The organism is Rhodovulum sp. BSW8 (genome assembly GCF_003314725.1).
In the GTDB taxonomy this organism is placed as follows: Bacteria; Pseudomonadota; Alphaproteobacteria; order Rhodobacterales; family Rhodobacteraceae; genus Rhodovulum; species Rhodovulum visakhapatnamense.
This window is the reverse complement of record NZ_QNVX01000044.1, coordinates 69,010-87,282: the sequence shown is the minus strand read 5'-3', so window position 1 is coordinate 87,282 and position 18,273 is coordinate 69,010. Positions and strand designations below refer to the sequence as shown.

Genomic DNA, 18,273 nt, shown 5'->3' with positions numbered 1-18,273 from the left:
TTAAGGCGCCCCGGCCCCCTGGGCCTATTCGGCGGCCGCTGCCTTTTCTTCGGTCAGCTGGTCGTAGCATTCCATCGCTTCGGCGGCGTACATCATGGCCGGGCCGCCGCCCATCTGGATCGCCATCGCCAGCACGTCGCCGACCTCTTCGCGGGACGCGCCGACCCGCACCAGGGCCTCCATGTGCAGCACGATGCAGGCCTGGCAGCGCTGGGTGACCGCGATACCGAGCGCGATGAATTCCTTGGTCTTGAAGTCAAGCTCGCCGCCTTCCTTGACGGCCTTGCCGAGCGCGCCGAAGGCCTTGGTTTGCTCGGGAATGGCCTTGTTCAGGCGGCGCAGCTGGTCCTTGGTTCCATCGCGTTTGGCGGTCCAGTCCATATCGGTCTCCTTTGGTCCGAAGCTGAGTCGGAGATGCGTTTTACCTTGCCCTAATTATAGGTTTCGTTGCGCGTTCACAGGGGGAGGCGAAAAATTATCGTCAGATTATTGGCCGGCATGGAAATCTGTGCCTCAGGCAACAATCCGGCGGCAACGCCCCAGCCGGTCACCGTGGCCACCGGCTTGTAGCCGATCCGGGCGTCCTGGGCGGTCAGGCTGGCATGGAAGGCGGCATCCCCGGGGCTGGCGAAGCCGGTCTCACGCAGGAAGGGCCCGTAGATCGCCAGCACGCCCTTCGGCGCCAGCGCCCGGGCGGCCTCGGCGATCAGGGTTTCAGCCTCGGCCGCGCTGACAAGATGCAGGATGTTGCTGACGAAGATCAGGTCCTGCCCGGCATGGGTCGCGCCCCAGCCCGGCTGGCAGGCATCGAGCGCGATCGCCGGGCGCAGGTTCGGCAGCGCCGCCTCGGCCGCCCAGGCGTCGATCGAGGCGCGGCGCGCCGGGTCGATCTCGGTCGGCTGCCAGATGAGACCGGGCAGGCGCGCGGCAAAGCGGACCGCATGTTCGCCGGTGCCCGAGGCCAGTTCCAGCACGCGCCCGCGAGGCGGGGCCAGGGTTTCCAGAACCGCGCAGATCGCATCCGCGTTCCGCAAGGCCGAGGGCGCGCTGAGCCGCCCGCCCATGCCCGACGTCGCGACCGAGGCGCTGTCGGGCAGGTCCAGCCGCCGGGGCATCAGCAGAACCGGGCCGGGCTGAAGGTCGCCTCGAGCATGCGCCGGAGCTCCGAGGCGCGGCCGCCCAGGATGTCGGCGGCCAGTTCGCTGGCGGCGGGCGAGGTCTGCATCCCGACCCCGCCCTGACCCGCATGCCAGAAGAAGGCCGGATCGCGCGGATCGAAGCCGATCACCAGCAGGCGGTCGGGCGCGAAGGTGCGCAGGCCCGCCCAGCTGGTTTCGACCCGGGTCACCGGCGCGGTCACCATGTCTTCGTAGCGCGCCAGCCCCTCGGCCAGCACCATGTCGTCGGCGAAGGCATCATGGGGCGCCATCGGGTCTTCGTCGGCGGGCGACACCAGAAGCTTGCCCGCCTCGGGCTTGCAGTACCAGCGTTCGCCCGCGCCAAGGATCATCGGCCAGCGGCGCGGGTCCTGCCCGGCAGGGGCGGGCAACTGGGCCATCGACCGGCGCATCGGGGTAAAGCCCAAGGGGGCCAGCCCGGCCATCCGGGCGACGTCGTCGACCCAGGCGCCGGCGGCATTGATCAGGACGCGGCCCTCGACGGTCTCGCCGCCTGCGGTGACCTGCCAGCCGGTTTCGACCCGCGCGATGGCGGTGACCTGGCGCCCGGTCTCGATCCGGCCGCCCTGGCTGCGGATCTGGCGGGCGAAGCCTTGCAGCAGCCGGTCGGTGTCGATGTCCCAGGCACGGTCGGTGATCCCGGCGAAGGCGACGCGGGCGGGATCGAGGATCGGCACGATCTCTTGTGCTTCGTCGGGCGTCAGCGCGCGCAGGTCCATGTGGCGGCGGTCGGCCTCGAAGGCGGCGCCGTCTTCGGCACGGCCCACGACCATCAGCCCCCGGGGCGACAGCACGCCGCCATCGGCGGTCTGGTGATAGCTGTGCCCGGCCCGGTTCAGCGCGACGATCGGGGGGGCGCCCAGGCATTCGTCGAACAGCGCGGCCGAGCGGCCCGAGGCATGATAGCCCAGCGCCTTTTCGGTTTCGAGCAACGTGACACGGCCCAGAGGTGCGAGCCGCGCCCCGACCGATACCCCGGCGATGCCGCCGCCGATGACGATGAAATCCGTATCCATGGCGCGAGATAAGCACAAGCGCGCGGCAGAGGGAAACCCCTGCCGCGCGCCGCTCCGGAGGCGGCGGGTGCACGCGGTCATGCAGCAACCGCGCGCGGGCGCATGTCTCTCGGACTGCCCGGCAGGTACCACCCTTCCGGGCCGCCAGAGGACCGGCGCCGCAGGAGGCAGTGCCGCCTCAGAGTTCGGTCGGTTGCCCGCGGTCCCGGTCCGTGGACAAAGCACACATGTCTGCGGGCGGGCGCCCGCAGGACATGCCTTTTTTGGGGTGAGGGCAAGCGCGGGAAGATCCCGACCAACGCGCCGGTTCGACGCCCCGGACGGCTGGCCCCACAAATGAATTACGTTAGGGAAACTAGCAGATTCGGACGCGGTTTTGAAACATTATGCGAGGCCCGTTGTCACAGGCGTCGGATTGGTCCCGGGGCACGGCGAGGGGGCTGGCGCTGGAGGGGCCTCGACATGCGAAGGGCCCGCGCACGGGCCCTTCCGTCGACCTGTCGGGGAACGACCGGGTTATTTCGGGACTTCGCCGCTCAGCCCTTCGACGTAGAAGTTGAGACCGGCAAGCGTGCCGTCGTCGGCCACTTCGCCCTCGGCCAGCCAGACGCTGCCGTCCTGCTTGTTGAGCGGCCCGGTGAAGGGGTGATAAGCCCCGCTGGAGATCGACTCTTCCAGTGCCAGCGCCTCGTCGCGGATTTCGGCCGGGACCGCGTCCGAAATCTCGCCGATCTTGACCATGCCCGAGGCGATGCCGCCCCAGGTGTCGGTGCTTTCCCAGGTGCCGTCGATGACCGCCTGCACGCGCTCGATGTAATAGGGCGCCCAGTTGTCGATGATCGAGGAAATCCGGGGCTTCGGCGCGTATTCGGCCATGTCGGCGGCCTGACCGAAGGTATAGACATTGCCCGCCTTCTCGGCGGCGGCATGGGGCGCTGTCGAGTCGGTATGCTGCAGGATCACGTCGGCGCCTTGGTTGATCAGCGCGGTGGCCGCGTCGGCCTCCTTGGCCGGGTCGAACCAGGTATTGGCCCAGACCACCTTGAACTGCACGTCGGGGTTGACCTTGCGGGCGTGGATGAAGGCCGAGTCGATGCCGCGGATCACCTCGGGGATCGGGAAGGACCCGATATAGCCGATCACGTTCGACTGGGTCATCCGGCCGGCCAGCAGGCCCTGCACCGCGCGGCCTTCATAGAACCGGGCCGAATAGGTCGAGACGTTCTCGGCGCGCTTGTAGCCGGTGGCGTGTTCGAACTTCACCTTCGGGAACTTCTTGGCCACGTTGATCGTCGGGTCCATGAAGCCGAAGGAGGTCGCGAAGACGATGTCGCAGCCCGACAGCGCCATCTGGGTCAGTGCGCGTTCGGTATCGGCGCCCTCGGGCACGCTTTCCTGTTCCACCAGGTCGATGGCATCGCCGAAATGCTCTTTCATCACCATCGCGGATTCGTGGTGGTGCTGGCTCCAGCCGCCATCGTTGACGGGGCCGACATAGATGAAGCCGACCTTGACCTTGTCCTGGGCGAAAGCGGTTCCGGCAAGGCCGAGGGCCAGCGCACTGGTGGCAAGGAATGTTCTGCGTTTCATGGGGTCTCTGTCTCCGATACGTGTCCGGGGCGCGTGGCGGCCCCGTCGGTTGCGCGCGCCTCTAGCTCGAGGCGTGGAAAGTCTTGCCCAGATCGGCCGGCGCATGCAGGGCGGCCCGGCTGCGGTCGGCCGACATCAGCACGAGTACCAGAATGGTTACCAGATAGGGCGTGGCCGACAAGAACTCTGCCGGAACCGCGACACCGGCGGCCTGCAGGTTCAGCTGCAGCACGGTGATGCCGCCGAACAGGTAGGCCCCAAGAAGCAGCCGCCAGGGCCGCCAGGAGGCGAAGACGACCAGCGCCAGCGCGATCCAGCCCGCGCCCGCGGTCATGCCCTCGGTCCATTGCGGCACGCGGATGAGGCTCAGATAGGCGCCCCCCAGGCCCGCCATCGCACCGCCGAAGCCGATCGCCATCAGGCGGATGCGCACCACCTTGTAGCCCAGCGCATGGGCGGCTTCGTGGCTTTCGCCGACCGCGCGCAGGATCAGGCCCGCGCGGGTATAGCGCAGGAAGGCCCAGACCAGCGCCACGAGGGCGAGGCTGACATAGACCATCGCATCATGGGAAAAGACGATCTTTCCGATCACCGGCAGATCCGACAGGACCCCAAGGTCGAGCGGCCGGGTCGGCGGCGGTTTCATCCCGGCATAGCCCTGACCGATCAGCGCCGACAGCCCCAGCCCGAACAGCGTCAGCGCCAGCCCCGTCGCAACCTGGTTCGACATCAGCACCTGGGTCAGCAGCCCGAAGATCATCGACAGCGCCGCGCCGCCGACCATTGCGGCCAGAAACCCCAGCGCGGGGCTGCCGGTCTGTACCGAGGCGGCAAAGCCGCAGATCGCGCCGGTGATCATCATCCCTTCGACGCCCAGGTTCAGCACACCCGATTTCTCGACGATCAGCTCGCCGGTCGCGGCCAGCAGGATCGGGGTCGAGGCCACCATCAGCGAGGCGATCAGGATGACGGGGTCGATGGCGGACAGGTCCATCAGGCGATCTCCCTCTTGCCCCAGCGGAGCCGGTAATTGGTCAGCACGTCGAGCCCCAGAAGGAAGAACAACAGCATCCCCTGAAACGCCTGGATCGCGGCGGCGGGCAGGTTCAGCATGAATTGCGCGAGTTCGCCCCCGATATAGGTCAGCGCCATCAGCAGCCCCGCCAGCAGGATGCCCACGGGGTTCAGCCGCCCGAGGAACGCCACGATGATCGCGGTAAAGCCGTAGCCCTGATTGAAGTCGATCGAGACCTGGCCCGCGGGGCCCGAGACCTCGAAGAGCCCGGCCAGTCCCGCCAGCGCGCCGGATGCGCCCAGGCAGAAGACGATCAGCCCATTGGGATTGACGCCGGCAAAGCGCGCGGCCCGGGGCGATTGCCCGGTCAGCCGGATCTGAAAGCCCAGCATGTGCCGGTTCAGCAGGACATAGGCCGCGATCACCGAGACGAAGGCCGCCACCACGCCCCAATGCATGCCGCTGTTGGCGATCAGCTCGGTATTGGCGGCGGCGGGGTATTGCTGCAGGTTGCGGCTGCCCGGAAAGCCGCCGCCCTCGGGGTTGCGCATGGTCCCCAGCGCCATCGCTGCCAGGATCTGCTCGGCCACATAGACCAGCAAAAGCGACACCAGGATCTCGTTGGTTCGGAACCGGGTCTTGAGGATCGCCGGGATCATTGCCCAGGCCCAGCCGCCAAGCCCGCCCGCGATCACCATCAGCGGAAAGACGAACCAGGCCTCCAGCGGATAGAAGGCCAGCGCCACGCCCGCGCCCGCAAGCGCGCCGATGATGTACTGCCCCTCGGCGCCGATATTCCAGATGCCCGCGCGAAACCCGAGGCTCAGCCCGATGGCGATCAGGATCAGCGGCCCGGCCTTCACCAGAAGCTGCGGGCGCGAGTAGCTGGCGAACTGCTCGTTGAACAGCGGGTCCCAGAAGATGATGCGGATCGCCGCGACCGGGTCCTTGCCCAGCATCGCGAATAGCACGCCGCCCGCCACCATGGTCAGTGCGACCGCCAGAACCGGCGTCGCCGCGGTCCAGGCGCGCGACGGCGAGGGGCGTTTTTCCAGACGGATCACAGGGCCGTCTCCTCACTCGGCCACATGTGCCACCTCCATCCCGTGGGCGCCGCCCATCATCAGGCCGATTTCCTCGAGGCTCAGCCCCTTGGCCGGGCGCGGGGCCGACAACCGGCCCTCGTTCAGCGCGGCGAAGCGGTCGGATATCTCCATCAGCTCGTCCAGGTCCTGGCTGATGACGACGACGGCCGTCCCGGCCTCGGCCAGATCCAGCAGCGACTGCCGGATCGAGGCGGCCGCCGAGGCGTCGACGCCCCAGGTCGGCTGGTTCACCACCAGCACCTCGGGGCGTTGCAGCACCTCGCGCCCGATGACGAATTTCTGCAGGTTGCCGCCCGACAGCGAGCGCGCGGCATTGCCGGGGCCGGGGGTGCGCACGTCGAAGGCGTCGATCACCTTTTCGGCGAAGGCGCGGGCGGCGGGCCATTTCAGAAAGCCGCGCGTGGCCAGACCCTGGCGGATCGCGGCGGTCAGCATCGCGTTTTCGGTCAGGCTCATGTCGGGCGCCGCGGCATGGCCAAGCCGTTCTTCCGGCGCGGCCAGCACGGCGATCCGGCGCCTCAGGCTCGGCCCCAGCGCGCCGATGGCCTGACCGTGCAGCCGTACCGTGTCGGGCGCGACCGGCGCCTCGCCCGAAATCGCATCCAGCAATTCGTCCTGCCCGTTGCCCGCGACCCCGCCGATGCCGAGGATCTCGCCCGCGCGGACGGTGAAGGTGATGTCGCGCAGGCTGGTGCCGAACGGGTTGGGCGAAGGCAGGCTGAGCCCCGAGACCTCCAGCACCGGGGCGCCCGGCGCGCTGCCCGCCCGCGACGGGGTGGCGAGTTTCGCGCCCACCATCATCTCGGCCAGTTCGGCCGCCGTCTTCTCGTGCGGGGTGCAGCTTTCGACGACCCGGCCCAGCCGCAGGATCGTCGCCCGGTCGCACAGCGCCCGGATCTCTTCGAGCTTGTGCGAGATATAAAGGATCGCGGTGCCCTCGGCCGCCAGTTTCCTGAGCGTCGCGAACAGGATATCGACCTCCTGCGGCGTCAGCACGCTGGTCGGTTCGTCCATGATCAGGACGCGCGGGTCCTGCAGCAGACAGCGGATGATCTCGACCCGCTGGCGTTCGCCCGCCGAAAGATCGCCGACCAGGCGGTCGGGGTTCAGCGGCAGCCCGTAGGTTTCGCTGACCTCGCGGATCTGGCCCGCAAGGCGGCGCATCGGCGGTGGCGTCTCCATGCCCAGCGCGATGTTCTCGGCCACGCTCAGCGCGTCGAACAGCGAGAAATGCTGAAACACCATCGCCACCCCGGCGCGCCGCGCGGCGCTGGGTTCGGGCGGCGCATAGGGCGCGCCGCGCAGGGTCATCCGCCCGCTGTCGGGCTGCACCAGCCCGTAGATCATCTTGACGAGGGTGGATTTCCCGGCGCCGTTCTCGCCCAGAAGCGCATGCACCTCGCCCTCGGCAATCTCGAAGCTCACATGGTCATTGGCGACCACGCCGGGATAGGCCTTGGTCAGGCCCTCGACTTTCAGAAGCGCTGTCACCCCGCGATGTCCCTCGCTGCGATCCGGTCTACGCCCTCGCTTAGTAGCGCGGCGGCGACGCCAATCGCAATGGCTTGAGGGTGTTTCCCCAGGGACTTCTGCCCAATCGGGCAGCAGATGCGTGCGATTTCGGCAGGGCTGTGCCCAAGCTGCCCAAGCCGAGCCCGGAACCGCGCCCATTTGCTGTCCGATCCGATCAGCCCTGCCGAGGCAAAGCCCCGGACCAGCAGCGCATGGCACAGCGCAAGGTCGAGCGCGTGCGAATAGGTCAGGATCAGGTGGTGGGCCTCGGTCGGCGCCTCGGGCACCAGCGCGGCCGGATCGGGTGCTGCCCGGGGCACCACCCCGTCGGGAAGCACATCGGGAAACCGTGCGGCCGCGGTATCGACCCAGGTGATGGCCAGCCCCGGCAGCGGCGCCAGCACCCCCACCAGCGCGCGGCCGACATGGCCCGCCCCCCAGATCCAGAGCGCCCGGGCGGGCGGTGCCACGGGTTCCAGAAACCAGCCCTCCTTCAGCAGGACCGGCGGCGCGCCAAGCCCGCCCCGGACGCCCGTCAGAGCCCGGCGCACCGCCAGCGGCATCGGGCCGTCGCCCTCGACCCGGCGGGCATGGACTTCGCGGGTCAGGGCCGCGACCGCCTCTGCATCGAAGACCTCGCTGACCAGCGTCACCGCCCCCCCGCAGCATTGCCCGAGCCCGGGACCCAAGGCTACCCGCGCGACCCGCGCTCTGCCCCGGTCCCGCAGCAGGCGGCGGGCCCCGGCCGCGGCCTCGAATTCCAGCGCGCCGCCGCCGATGGTGCCGCTTTGCCCCTCTGCCCAGACCAGCATCGCCGTTCCCGCCTCGCGCGGGGCCGACCCTCGGGTCTCGGCCACCGCGACCCGGACGACGCGGCCCTCGGCCGCCACCGCCCGCGCCAGCGCGTCCCGATCGAGGCTCATGCCCGGACCCTGTCGATGGCGGCGAGGATGCGTTCAGGCGTCGCCGGGGCGTCAAGCGCCGGATAGCCCGGGCCGCAGGCCGCGACCGCGTCGGACAGCGCCATCAGCACCGAAATGCCCAGCATGAAGGGCGGCTCGCCCACCGCCTTCGAGCGGTAGATCGTCTCGGCCGGGTTCGGCGCGTCCCAGAGCGCCACGTTGAAGATGCCGGGCCGGTCGCCGACCGCCGGGATCTTGTAGGTCGAGGGCGCATGGGTCGACAGCCGCCCCTTCGCGTCCCAGACCAGTTCCTCCATCGTCAGCCAGCCCGCGCCCTGCACAAAGCCGCCCTCGATCTGGCCGATATCGAGCGCGGGGTTCAGGCTTGCGCCCGCATCGTGGAGGATGTCGGTCCTGAGGATCCGGTTCTCGCCGGTCAGCGTGTCGATCACCACCTCGCTCGCCGCCGCCCCATAGGCGAAATAGAAGAACGGCCGGCCGGTGCCCGCGATCCGGTCCCAGCTCAGCCCCGGTGTGCGGTAAAACCCGGTGGCGCTGAGGCTCACCCGGCCCTCATAGGCGCTTTTCGCGGCCGTGGCGAAGCTCATCTCGTTGCCGCCGGCAAAGACCCGGCCGTCGGCGAAATGCACCTCGGCGGGCTCGGTCTGATGCAGCTCGGCCAGATGGGCGGCGATCCGGCCACGGATCTCGTCGCAGGCGGCCTTGACCGCCATCCCGTTCATGTCGGACCCCGACGAGGCCGCGGTGGCCGAGGTATTGGGAACCTTGCCGGTATCGGTGGCGGTGATCTTCACCGCCCCGACCGGCAGGCCGAAAGCGCTGGCCGCGACCTGCGCCACCTTCTGGAACAGCCCCTGACCCATCTCGGTGCCGCCATGGTTCAGATGGACCGACCCGTCCTGATAGACATGCACCAGCGCGCCCGCCTGGTTCAGATGGCTCAGTGTGAAGGAAATCCCGAACTTCACGGGCGTCAGCGCGATCCCCTTCTTCAGCACGGCATGCCGCGCGTTCCACTCGGCCACCGCCGCCCGCCGCGCGGCGTAATCGGCGCGCTCCGCCAGTGCGGCCGTCATCTCGTGCAGGATGAAATCCTCGACCTCCATCCCATAGGGCGTGGTCGTCTTCTTTTTGGCGGAAATACCCTCGGGGGGGGCCGATCCGGAGGATCGGCGGGGGGCAGACAGCCCCCCAGCCCCGGCCGGGGCGCTGTCATAGTAGTTGATCCGCCGCACCTCCAGCGGATCGCGGGCCAGCGCATGGGCGATGTGGTCCATCACCCGCTCGATGCCGACCATTCCCTGCGGCCCGCCGAAGCCGCGAAAGGCGGTTGCGGACTGGGTGTGGGTCTTCAGCCGGTGGCTTTCGATCCGAACGGCGGGCAGGAAATAGGCATTGTCGGCATGCAGCATGGCCCGGTCGGCCACCGGCAGGCTCAGGTCCTGCGCCCAGCCGCAGCGGGTATACTGGACGAACTCGACGCCTTCGAGGCGGCCCTCGCCATCGGTGCCCGCCCGATAGCGGATGCGGAAATCGTGGCGCTTGCCGGTGATGACCATGTCGTCGTCGCGGTCATAGCGCATCCGGCAGGGCCGCCCGGTCGCGCGCGCCGCCAGCGCGCAGGCGATGGCCAGCGCATTGCCCTGGCTTTCCTTGCCGCCAAAGGCCCCGCCCATGCGCCGCACCTCGACCCGGACCGCATGCATCGGCAGGCCCAGCGCGTCCGCGACCTTGTGCTGGATCTCGGACGGGTGCTGGGTCGAGGCATGGATGACCATGTCGCCCCCCTCCTGCGGCAGGGCGAGCGCGGCCTGGCCTTCCAGGTAGAAATGCTCCTGCCCGCCGATCTCGATCACGCCCTCGACCCGGTGGGCAGCTCCCGCGATGGCCGCGGCCGCGTCGCCCCGTTCCCAGATCCGCGGCCCGTCCTCGAAGCGGCTGTTTGCGGCCAGCGCCTGGTCGATCGTCAGGATCGCGGGCCGGTCCTCGCTGGTCACGTCCGCGCGCCGCGCGGCCTTGCGGGCGGCAAGATGGCTGTCGGCGATCACCAGAAACAGCGGCTGGCCGCAATAGCTGATCTCTCCGGGTGCCAGCAGCGGCTCGTCATGGGCCGAGGGCGAACAGTCGGGCATCGGGTCGAGATCGTCCGGCCCGAGCACCGCCACCACCCCGGGGGCGGCGCGCACCGGCGCGAGGTCCATCGCCAGAACCCTGCCATGGGCGATCTCGGACAGACCGAAGGCGAGGTGCAGCGTGCCTGCCGGGGCCGGGATATCGTCGAGATAGCGCGCCTCGCCGGTCACATGCAGGCGCGCCGCGTCATGGGGCAGGGGATGCGTCACGCTCACGGGGCGACCTCGGCGATATCGGCGGGCTCGTTCCGGCTTTCGTGCCAGAGCCGCATCAGCATGTTCCGGGCGGCCTGCAGCCGGTATCCGGCCGAGGCACGCATGTCGGACATCGGCTGGAAATCGGTCGCGAAGGCGGGCAGGGCGGCCTCGAGCGTGGTTTCGGTGAAGGGCCGTCCGATCAGCGCGGCCTCGACTTCGCCGGCGCGTTTCGGGATGCCGGCCATGCCGCCGAAGGCGATGCGGGCGCTTTCGATGCGGCCGTCGCGCAGGGTCAGGTTGAAACAGCCGAGCACGGCCGAGATGTCCTGATCGCGGCGTTTCGAGAGCTTGTAGCAGCGCAAGGTGTCGGGCTGGCGCGGGACCGTCACCGCCTCGACGAATTCGCCGGGCGCGCGGTCCTGCTTGCGATACTCGAGAAAGAAGTCCTCGAGCGGCAGGGCGCGGCGGGTGTCGCCCTTGCGCAGGTGCAGGGTGGCACCCAGCGCGATCAGCGCGGGCGGGCTGTCGCCGATGGGCGAGCCGTTGGCGATGTTGCCGCCCAGCGTCGCGGCGGCGCGGACCTGGGCCGAGCCGAAGCGGGTCAGCATCCGCGCGAAATGCGGGTGGTGGGCGCGCATCAGATCGAGAAGCCGCGCGATCGTGACGCCCGCGCCGATGCGGATCTCGGTTTCGGTCGTCTCGATCCGTTTCAGGTCCTCGCAGCCCGACAGGAAGGCGACCGGGCCGAGGTCGCGGAGGCCCTTGGTGACCCAGAGCCCGACATCGGTGGCGCCTGCGATCAGCGTGGCATCGGGATGGGCGTCGTACCAGTTGGCCAGCGCGTCGGCGGTGGCAGGGCGGAGGGCGGGGGGGCTGTCCGCCCCCCGCCGATCCTGCGGATCGGCCCCCCCCGAGGGTATTTCGGCCAAGAAGAAGCTGGCATCGTCCTCGATCCAGTCGGGGACCGGGGCGTGGCGGGCGGTCTCGGCGGCGCGCAGGATCGGGGCATATCCGGTGCAGCGGCAGAGATTGCCCGCGAGCGCGCTGTCGAGATCGGTTTCCCCCGTCTTGTGGGCCGTCGCCATCGAGACCGCGAAGCCGGGCGTGCAGAAGCCGCACTGGCTGGCGTGATGGTCGATCAGCGCCTGCTGAACCGGATGCAGCCGGCCATCGGGTGCCGCCAGCCCCTCGACGGTGCGGATCGCCTTGCCGTGGATCTGCGGCAGGAAGAGGATGCAGGCATTGAGCGCGCGGGAGCCGTCGGCATCGGTCACCATGACCGTGCAGGCGCCGCAATCGCCTTCGCGGCAGGCCTCCTTGGTGCCGGTGAGGCCGCGTGTCTCGCGCAGCCAGTCGAGCAGCGTCGCGGTGGGCGCAACACCCGTCAAAGCCACTCTTTCTCCGTTCAGAAGAAAGGCGATGTCCATGCCGTGATTCCGCCGCCTTACCGGGTTGTCGCCGTCGTTCCCGGGCCGGGCTCCCTCGATGCGGCGTAGAAGGAGCGGCCCCTGTCGGGTCCTGTCGCTCAGCAGATCGGGCGGTGCCGGGCTTGGCAAGGGAAAACCGGGCGAAGATGCGGCGGGGCGGCGGCTGGTGCCCAAAAAATGGGCGAACGCGGCGTTGCTTTTGGGGGAATGCGGCTTGGCAGGGGCGGGGCTGCGCCCCTATGCTGAAATTGGCAGAAGGACCGGGGGCGACATGTATCCGCACGCGCTGCATCACGTTCAGCTGGCGATGCCCGAGGGGCGCGAGGAGGAGGCGCGGGCCTTTTACGGCGGGCTTCTGGGGCTGGAGGAAGAGCAGAAGCCAGAGGCGCTGGAGGCGCGCGGCGGGGTCTGGTTCCGGCGCGGCGAATTGCGGTTGCATCTGGGAGTCGAGACGCCCTTTGCGGCCGCGCGCAAGGCGCATCCGGCGCTGGAGGTGCGCGGGCTGGGGGCGCTTGCCGACCGGCTGGAGCGCGCGGGCCTCGCGCCGCGCTGGGACGGAGCGATGCCGGGGATGCGGCGGTTCTATGTCGACGACCCGTTCGGCAACCGAATCGAGTTTCTGGAGCCGGTCTGAGCCTTTCGCCCGGCGGCGGCTCTGGATAGGGTGGGGCCATGGCCGCGCCCCGATTCATCCATCTTCGCCTGCATACCGAATACTCGCTGCTCGAGGGGGCGGTGCGGGTCAAGAAACTGCCCGATCTCTGCAAGGCCGCGGGAATGCCCGCGGTTGCCGTGACCGACACCAATAACATGTTCTGCGCGCTGGAATTTTCCGGCTATGCCACGGGGGCGGGGATCCAGCCGATCCTGGGCTGTCAGGTCGATCTGGCCTACGATCCGGCGGCCCCCGGCGAGCGTCCGCGCGCGCCTGCGCCTGTGGTCCTGCTGGCGCAGGACGAGTCCGGGTATGGCAATCTGATGAAGCTGAATTCCTGCCTCTATCTGGGCAAATCGGGCGAGCTGCCTCAGGTTACCCCCGATCAGCTGATCGATCATGCCGAGGGGCTGATCTGCCTGACAGGCGGGCCGGATGGCCCCGTGGGGCGGCTCATTCGCGAGGGCCAGCGCGCGAAGGCCGAGGCGCTTGTGACCCGGCTGGCCGCGGCTTTTCCGACACGGCTTTATGTCGAATTGCAACGCCATCCGGGCGAGGGCGGCCAGCCGACCGAGGCCGAGCGCGAGACCGAGCGCGGCCATGTCGAGATGGCCTATGCCATGGATTTGCCGCTGGTCGCGACCAATGACGTCTATTTCCCCAAATCCGAGATGTACGAGGCCCATGACGCGCTTTTGTGCATCGCCGACGGCGCCTATGTCGATCAGGCCGAGCCGCGCCGCCGCCTGACGCCCCAGCATTATTTCAAGACGCCCGAAGAGATGGCGGCGCTGTTCGCCGACCTGCCCGAGGCGCTGGAAAACACCGTCGAGATCGCCCGCCGCTGTGCGGTGAAATCGGAAAAGCGCAAGCCCATCCTGCCGCGCTTTGCCGATGACGAGGTCGAGGAGCTGCGCCGTCAGGCCTGGGAAGGGCTCGAGGCCCGGCTGGCGGTCATTCCCCATGCCGCGCCGGTCGAGGAGTACGAGAAGCGGCTGAAATTCGAGCTCGGGATCATCGAGGGGATGGGTTTCCCGGGCTATTTCCTGATCGTGGCCGACTTCATCAAATGGGGCAAGGATCACGGCATTCCGGTGGGTCCCGGGCGGGGGTCGGGCGCGGGCTCGCTGGTGGCTTATGCCCTGACCATCACCGACCTCGACCCCTTGCGCTATTCGCTGCTGTTCGAACGCTTCCTGAACCCCGAACGGGTCTCGATGCCCGACTTCGACATCGACTTCTGCATGGATCGCCGCGAGGAGGTGATCCATTACGTGCAGGAAAAATACGGCCGCGAGAAGGTGGCCCAGATCATCACCTTCGGCGCGCTCCTGTCCAAGGCCGCGGTGCGCGACGTGGGCCGGGTGCTGCAGATGCCCTATGGTCAGGTCGACAAGCTGTCGAAGCTGATCCCGGTCGAGGGCGTGAAGCCGGTCTCGATCGCGCAGGCCCTGACCGACGAGCCGCGGCTGCGCGAGGCGGCGAAGGCCGAAGAGGTGGTGGACCGGCTGCTGACCTATGGCCAGCAGGTCGAGGGGCTTCTGCGGAACGCCTCGACCCACGCGGCGGGGGTGGTGATCGGCGACCGGCCGCTCGACGATCTGGTGCCGCTTTACCAGGACCCGCGGTCCGACATGCCCGCGACCCAGTTCAACATGAAATGGGTGGAACAGGCCGGTCTGGTGAAGTTCGACTTTCTCGGGCTGAAGACGCTGACGGTGATCCGGAACGCCATCGACCTGATCCTCGGCAGCGGCCGGCCGCTGCACCGGTCAGCCGACGGGGCCGAGCTTTACCAGCCGGCGGCCGGAGCCGAGAACGACATCGGGCATATCCCGCTGGATGACCCGAAGACCTACGAGCTTTACGCCACCGCCCATACGGTCGCGGTGTTCCAGGTGGAAAGCTCGGGCATGATGGACGCGCTGCGGCGCATGAAGCCCACCTGCATCGAGGACATCGTGGCGCTGGTGGCGCTGTACCGGCCCGGCCCGATGGAGAACATCCCGACCTATTGCGAGGTGAAGCACGGGCTGAAGCCGCTGGAATCGATCCATCCCACGATCGACCACATCCTGGCCGAGACCCAGGGCATCATCGTCTATCAGGAACAGGTGATGCAGATCGCCCAGGTGATGGCGGGCTACAGCCTCGGCGGCGCCGACCTTCTGCGCCGCGCCATGGGCAAGAAGATCAAGGAGGCGATGGACGCCGAGCGCCCGAAATTCGTCGAGGGCGCCAAGAAGAACGGCGTCGATGCCAAGAAGGCGACCGAGGTCTTCGACCTTCTGGAAAAATTCGCGAATTACGGGTTCAACAAGTCCCACGCCGCAGCCTATGCGGTCGTCAGCTACCAGACCGCCTGGCTGAAGGCCAATCACCCGGTCGAGTTCATGGCGGGCGTCATGAACTGCGATATCCATCTGACCGACAAGCTTGCGGTCTATGCCGAAGAGGTCCGCCGCGGTCTTGCCCTCGAGATCGTCGCACCCTGTGTGAACCGCTCGCTTCCCACCTTCGACGTGCAGGAGGGACGGCTGGTCTACGCGCTGGGGGCGCTCAAGAACGTGGGCATCGAGGCGATGAAGTTGATCGTCGAGGCCCGCGACGGCCGACCTTTCGGCTCGCTCTTCGAGTTCGCCCGCCGGGTCGACATGAAGCATGTGGGCAAGCGCCCTCTGGAAATGCTGGCCCGCGCCGGGGCGTTCGACGCGCTGGACGGCAACCGCCGCCGGGTCTTCGAAAGTCTCGATGCGCTGGTAGCCTATTCGGCGGCGATCCACGAGCAGCGCGCCTCGGCGCAGGTGTCGCTTTTCGGCGAGGCGGGCGAGGATCTGCCCGAGCCGCGGCTGGCCCCGGTGACCGACTGGCTGCCGAACGAACGGCTGGCCGAAGAGCAGAAGGCCATCGGCTTCTACCTCTCTGGCCACCCGCTTGACGATTACATGCCCGCGTTGCGCCGGAAGAAGGTGATGACCCGGGCCGAGGTCGAGGAAAAGACCAAGGCGGGGCCGGCCCTCGTCCAGATGGCGGGCGCCGTGGCCGGGCGGCAGGAACGGAAATCGGCCAAGGGCAACCGTTTTGCCTTCGTCCAGATGTCGGACCCGACGGGTCTTTTCGAGGTGACGCTGTTCTCGGACGTGCTCGAGGTCGCGCGCGACAGTCTCGAACCCGGCATGAATGTGGTGATCCAGGTCGAGGCCAATCTGGAGAACGAGCAACTGAAGCTTCTGGGCCGGTCGGTGAAGCCGGTCGATGCCGTGGTGGCCGATGCCGGGGCGACCGGGCTCAAGGTGGTGGTCGAGACCGAAGCCGCGGTCGAGGCGGTCGCGGCCTTGCTGGACCGGGCACGAGCCGAAAGCGGCCCGCGCGCTCGCGGCCCCATTGAATTCTGCCTGATCGCGTCGGACCTGCCCGGCGAGGTCCGGATGGCGTTGAACGACCGCTATCCGGTCAATCCCCAGATCAAGGGCGCGCTGCGCAGCCTGCCCGGCGTCGCCACCGTCGAAGAGGTCTGAACCCGCCTTGCCCGTCGGCCGGACTTCGGGGCGGCGATACCGTCCCCGATCTCGGTGCGCTCCGATGGTCGGGAACCGTGCCGTCCGCAAAAGGGGGCGCATGCGTTGCCCGGGATGCCTGCGGCGCGCCCGTCCCGCCGCAAGACGCCCGCTTCGCGACCTTCTTCTTGGCTCAAATACCCAAGGCGCTCCACCGGCCGTTCGCGCGGGCCCGCGGGGTCAGCGCGCCACTTGTGCCGGTTGCCGTTCCGACCCCGCATCCGCCCGGTCGCGTGCCGCGCTGCGTGCAAGCGTTCCGGCGACCAGACGCTGAAACCCGGCGATCTCTTTCGCCTGCCGGTCGATGGCGCGTGTCAGCCCCTCGACCTCGGTGCCCAGCCGGGTCAGCCGCGTTTCCAGTGCCGTCAGTTCCCGATCCATGCGTCCTCCGGACCTTGCGCGACCTTGCCCCCCGGCCCCCCTTCCGCTAGACCCCGCGCGACGCGTAGGCAGTGGCGAGAGACCGATGGCCAAGGACAAGAAACCCCGCCGCCCCAGGGCCGAGACGCCCAAGGGGTTCCGCGACTATTTCGGCATCGATGTCACGGAACGAAAGGCGATGCTCGACCGTATCGCCGAGGTCTACCACCGCTATGGTTACGATCCTCTTGAGACCTCTGCCGTCGAAACCGTCGAGGCGCTGGGCAAGTTCCTGCCCGATGTCGACCGTCCCAACGAAGGCGTCTTCGCCTGGCAGGAGGAAGACAGCGACTGGGTCGCGCTCCGCTACGACCTGACCGCGCCGCTCGCCCGGGTCGCGGCGCAGTTCCGCAACGATCTGCCCAGCCCCTACCGGCGCTATGCCATGGGGCCGGTCTGGCGCAACGAAAAGCCGGGGCCGGGGCGGTTCCGCCAGTTCTATCAATGCGATGCCGACACGGTTGGCGCCGCGACCGTTGCCGCCGATGCCGAGGTCTGCGCGATGCTCTCGGATGCGCTGGAAACAGTCGGCATCCCGCGCGGTGACTATGTTGTCCGGGTGAACAACCGCAAGGTCCTGAACGGGGTGATGGAGGTTGCGGGCGTGCTCGACCCCGCCGATCCCTCGAAATACGAGGCCGCACGCGGTATCGTTCTGCGCGCCATCGACAAGCTCGACCGGCTGGGCGAGGCGGGTGTGCGCGCGCTTCTGGGCGAGGGCCGCAAGGACGACTCGGGCGATTTCACCGATGGCGCGAAGCTGTCCGAGGCGCAGGCCGAGGTGGTGATGGGCTTCATGGCCGCCCGCCGCGAGACCGGCGCCGAAACCTGCGCGCGGCTGCGCGAGCTGGTTGCGGGCTCGGCCATGGGGGCCGAAGGCGTCGACGAGCTGGAAACCATCGCCACCCTGCTCGACGCCCAGGGCTATGGCCCCGACCGTATCATCCTCGACCCCTCCGTCGTGCGGGGGCTTGGCTATTATACCGGCCCGGTCTTCGAGGCCGAGCTGACCTTCGAGATCCTCGACGAGAAGGGGCGGCCGCGGCAGTTCGGGTCCGTCGCGGGCGGCGGGCGCTATGACGATCTGGTCAAGCGCTTCACCGGACAGGACGTGCCCGCGACCGGTGTCTCGATCGGGGTCGACCGGCTGCTGGCGGCGCTGCGCGCCAAGGGCCGCGCCGGGGCCGGAATGGACGGGCCGGTGATCGTGACCGTGATGGATCGCGACCGGATGGCCGAGTATCAGACCATGGTGGGCGAGCTGCGCAGTGCCGGCATCCGCGCCGAGGTCTATCTGGGCAATCCGAAGAACTTCGGCAACCAGCTGAAATACGCCGACAAACGCCAGTCGCCCGTCGCCATCATCCAGGGCAGCGACGAGGCGGCGCGCGGCGTCGTGCAGATCAAGGACCTGGTGCTGGGCGCGAAGATCGCCGAAAGCGCCAGCCTCGAGGAATGGAAGTCCCAGCCCGCCCAGTTCGAGGCGGCGCGCGCGGATCTGGTGGCCGAGGTCCGGCGGCTGCTGGCCCAGGGCGAGGGCTGAG

14 protein-coding genes are annotated in these 18,273 nt (G+C 68.7%); 3 read left to right on the top strand and 11 right to left on the bottom strand.

What is annotated here, in order from left to right; translation table 11 throughout:
- Positions 1-24: 24 nt before the first annotated feature.
- From DSD19_RS16415 to xdhA, 10 genes are all read right to left on the bottom strand, one after another.
- Entirely contained in the window at positions 25-381 is a 357-nt protein-coding gene (locus tag DSD19_RS16415; protein ID WP_075786638.1) for a carboxymuconolactone decarboxylase family protein, read from the bottom strand.
- A 74-nt stretch (positions 382-455) separates the two neighbouring features.
- Complete coding sequence (locus tag DSD19_RS16410; RefSeq protein WP_113670383.1) at positions 456-1,115, bottom strand: DUF938 domain-containing protein; 660 nt, start codon at positions 1,113-1,115, stop codon at positions 456-458.
- Positions 1,115-2,194 carry an FAD-binding oxidoreductase gene (locus DSD19_RS16405; RefSeq protein WP_113670382.1) on the bottom strand — a complete coding sequence of 360 codons (1,080 nt, stop codon included), beginning with the start codon at positions 2,192-2,194 and terminating at the stop codon, positions 1,115-1,117. The genes DSD19_RS16410 and DSD19_RS16405 overlap by 1 nt, the downstream gene beginning before the upstream one ends.
- A gap of 516 nt (positions 2,195-2,710) precedes the next feature.
- Entirely contained in the window at positions 2,711-3,784 is a 1,074-nt protein-coding gene (locus tag DSD19_RS16400) for a BMP family ABC transporter substrate-binding protein (protein ID WP_075786635.1), read from the bottom strand.
- 61 nt (positions 3,785-3,845) lie between these two features.
- Positions 3,846-4,778, bottom strand: coding sequence for an ABC transporter permease (locus DSD19_RS16395; protein ID WP_113670381.1), 933 nt, complete (start codon positions 4,776-4,778; stop codon positions 3,846-3,848).
- Positions 4,778-5,863, bottom strand: a complete 1,086-nt coding sequence (locus DSD19_RS16390; protein WP_113670380.1) for an ABC transporter permease — start codon at positions 5,861-5,863, stop codon at positions 4,778-4,780. Before DSD19_RS16390 ends, DSD19_RS16395 begins: the two co-directional genes overlap by 1 nt.
- Before the next feature lie 12 nt (positions 5,864-5,875).
- Positions 5,876-7,396: an ABC transporter ATP-binding protein gene (locus DSD19_RS16385; RefSeq protein WP_113670379.1), complete on the bottom strand. Its 1,521-nt coding sequence runs from the start codon at positions 7,394-7,396 to the stop codon at positions 5,876-5,878.
- Positions 7,393-8,340, bottom strand: coding sequence for a xanthine dehydrogenase accessory protein XdhC (xdhC, locus tag DSD19_RS16380; protein WP_113670378.1), 948 nt, complete (start codon positions 8,338-8,340; stop codon positions 7,393-7,395). The genes DSD19_RS16385 and xdhC overlap by 4 nt, the downstream gene beginning before the upstream one ends.
- Complete coding sequence (gene xdhB / locus DSD19_RS16375) at positions 8,337-10,688, bottom strand: xanthine dehydrogenase molybdopterin binding subunit (protein WP_113670377.1); 2,352 nt, start codon at positions 10,686-10,688, stop codon at positions 8,337-8,339. Before xdhB ends, xdhC begins: the two co-directional genes overlap by 4 nt.
- A complete protein-coding gene (gene xdhA, locus DSD19_RS16370) occupies positions 10,685-12,097 on the bottom strand; it encodes a xanthine dehydrogenase small subunit (protein ID WP_113670376.1) in 1,413 nt (470 codons plus the stop codon). Before xdhA ends, xdhB begins: the two co-directional genes overlap by 4 nt.
- Positions 12,098-12,368: 271 nt before the next feature.
- Here xdhA and DSD19_RS16365 point away from each other — a divergent pair, with 271 nt between their 5' ends.
- Together DSD19_RS16365 and dnaE are read left to right on the top strand one after the other, a co-directional pair.
- Positions 12,369-12,731, top strand: coding sequence for a VOC family protein (locus tag DSD19_RS16365; protein WP_113670375.1), 363 nt, complete (start codon positions 12,369-12,371; stop codon positions 12,729-12,731).
- Between the two features lie 38 nt (positions 12,732-12,769).
- Positions 12,770-16,270 (top strand): DNA polymerase III subunit alpha, encoded by a 3,501-nt coding sequence (dnaE, locus tag DSD19_RS16360; protein WP_113670374.1) that lies wholly within the window; start codon positions 12,770-12,772, stop codon positions 16,268-16,270.
- 219 nt (positions 16,271-16,489) lie between these two features.
- On the opposite strand, the gene DSD19_RS16355 is transcribed toward dnaE, so the two are convergent.
- Complete coding sequence (locus DSD19_RS16355; protein ID WP_075786626.1) at positions 16,490-16,690, bottom strand: hypothetical protein; 201 nt, start codon at positions 16,688-16,690, stop codon at positions 16,490-16,492.
- Positions 16,691-16,775: 85 nt separating this feature from the next.
- Between DSD19_RS16355 and hisS the strand changes: the two genes are divergently transcribed.
- On the top strand, positions 16,776-18,272 hold the full coding sequence (gene hisS / locus DSD19_RS16350) for a histidine--tRNA ligase (RefSeq protein WP_113670373.1): 1,497 nt from the start codon (positions 16,776-16,778) through the stop codon (positions 18,270-18,272).
- The last annotated feature ends 1 nt before the right edge of the window (position 18,273 follow it).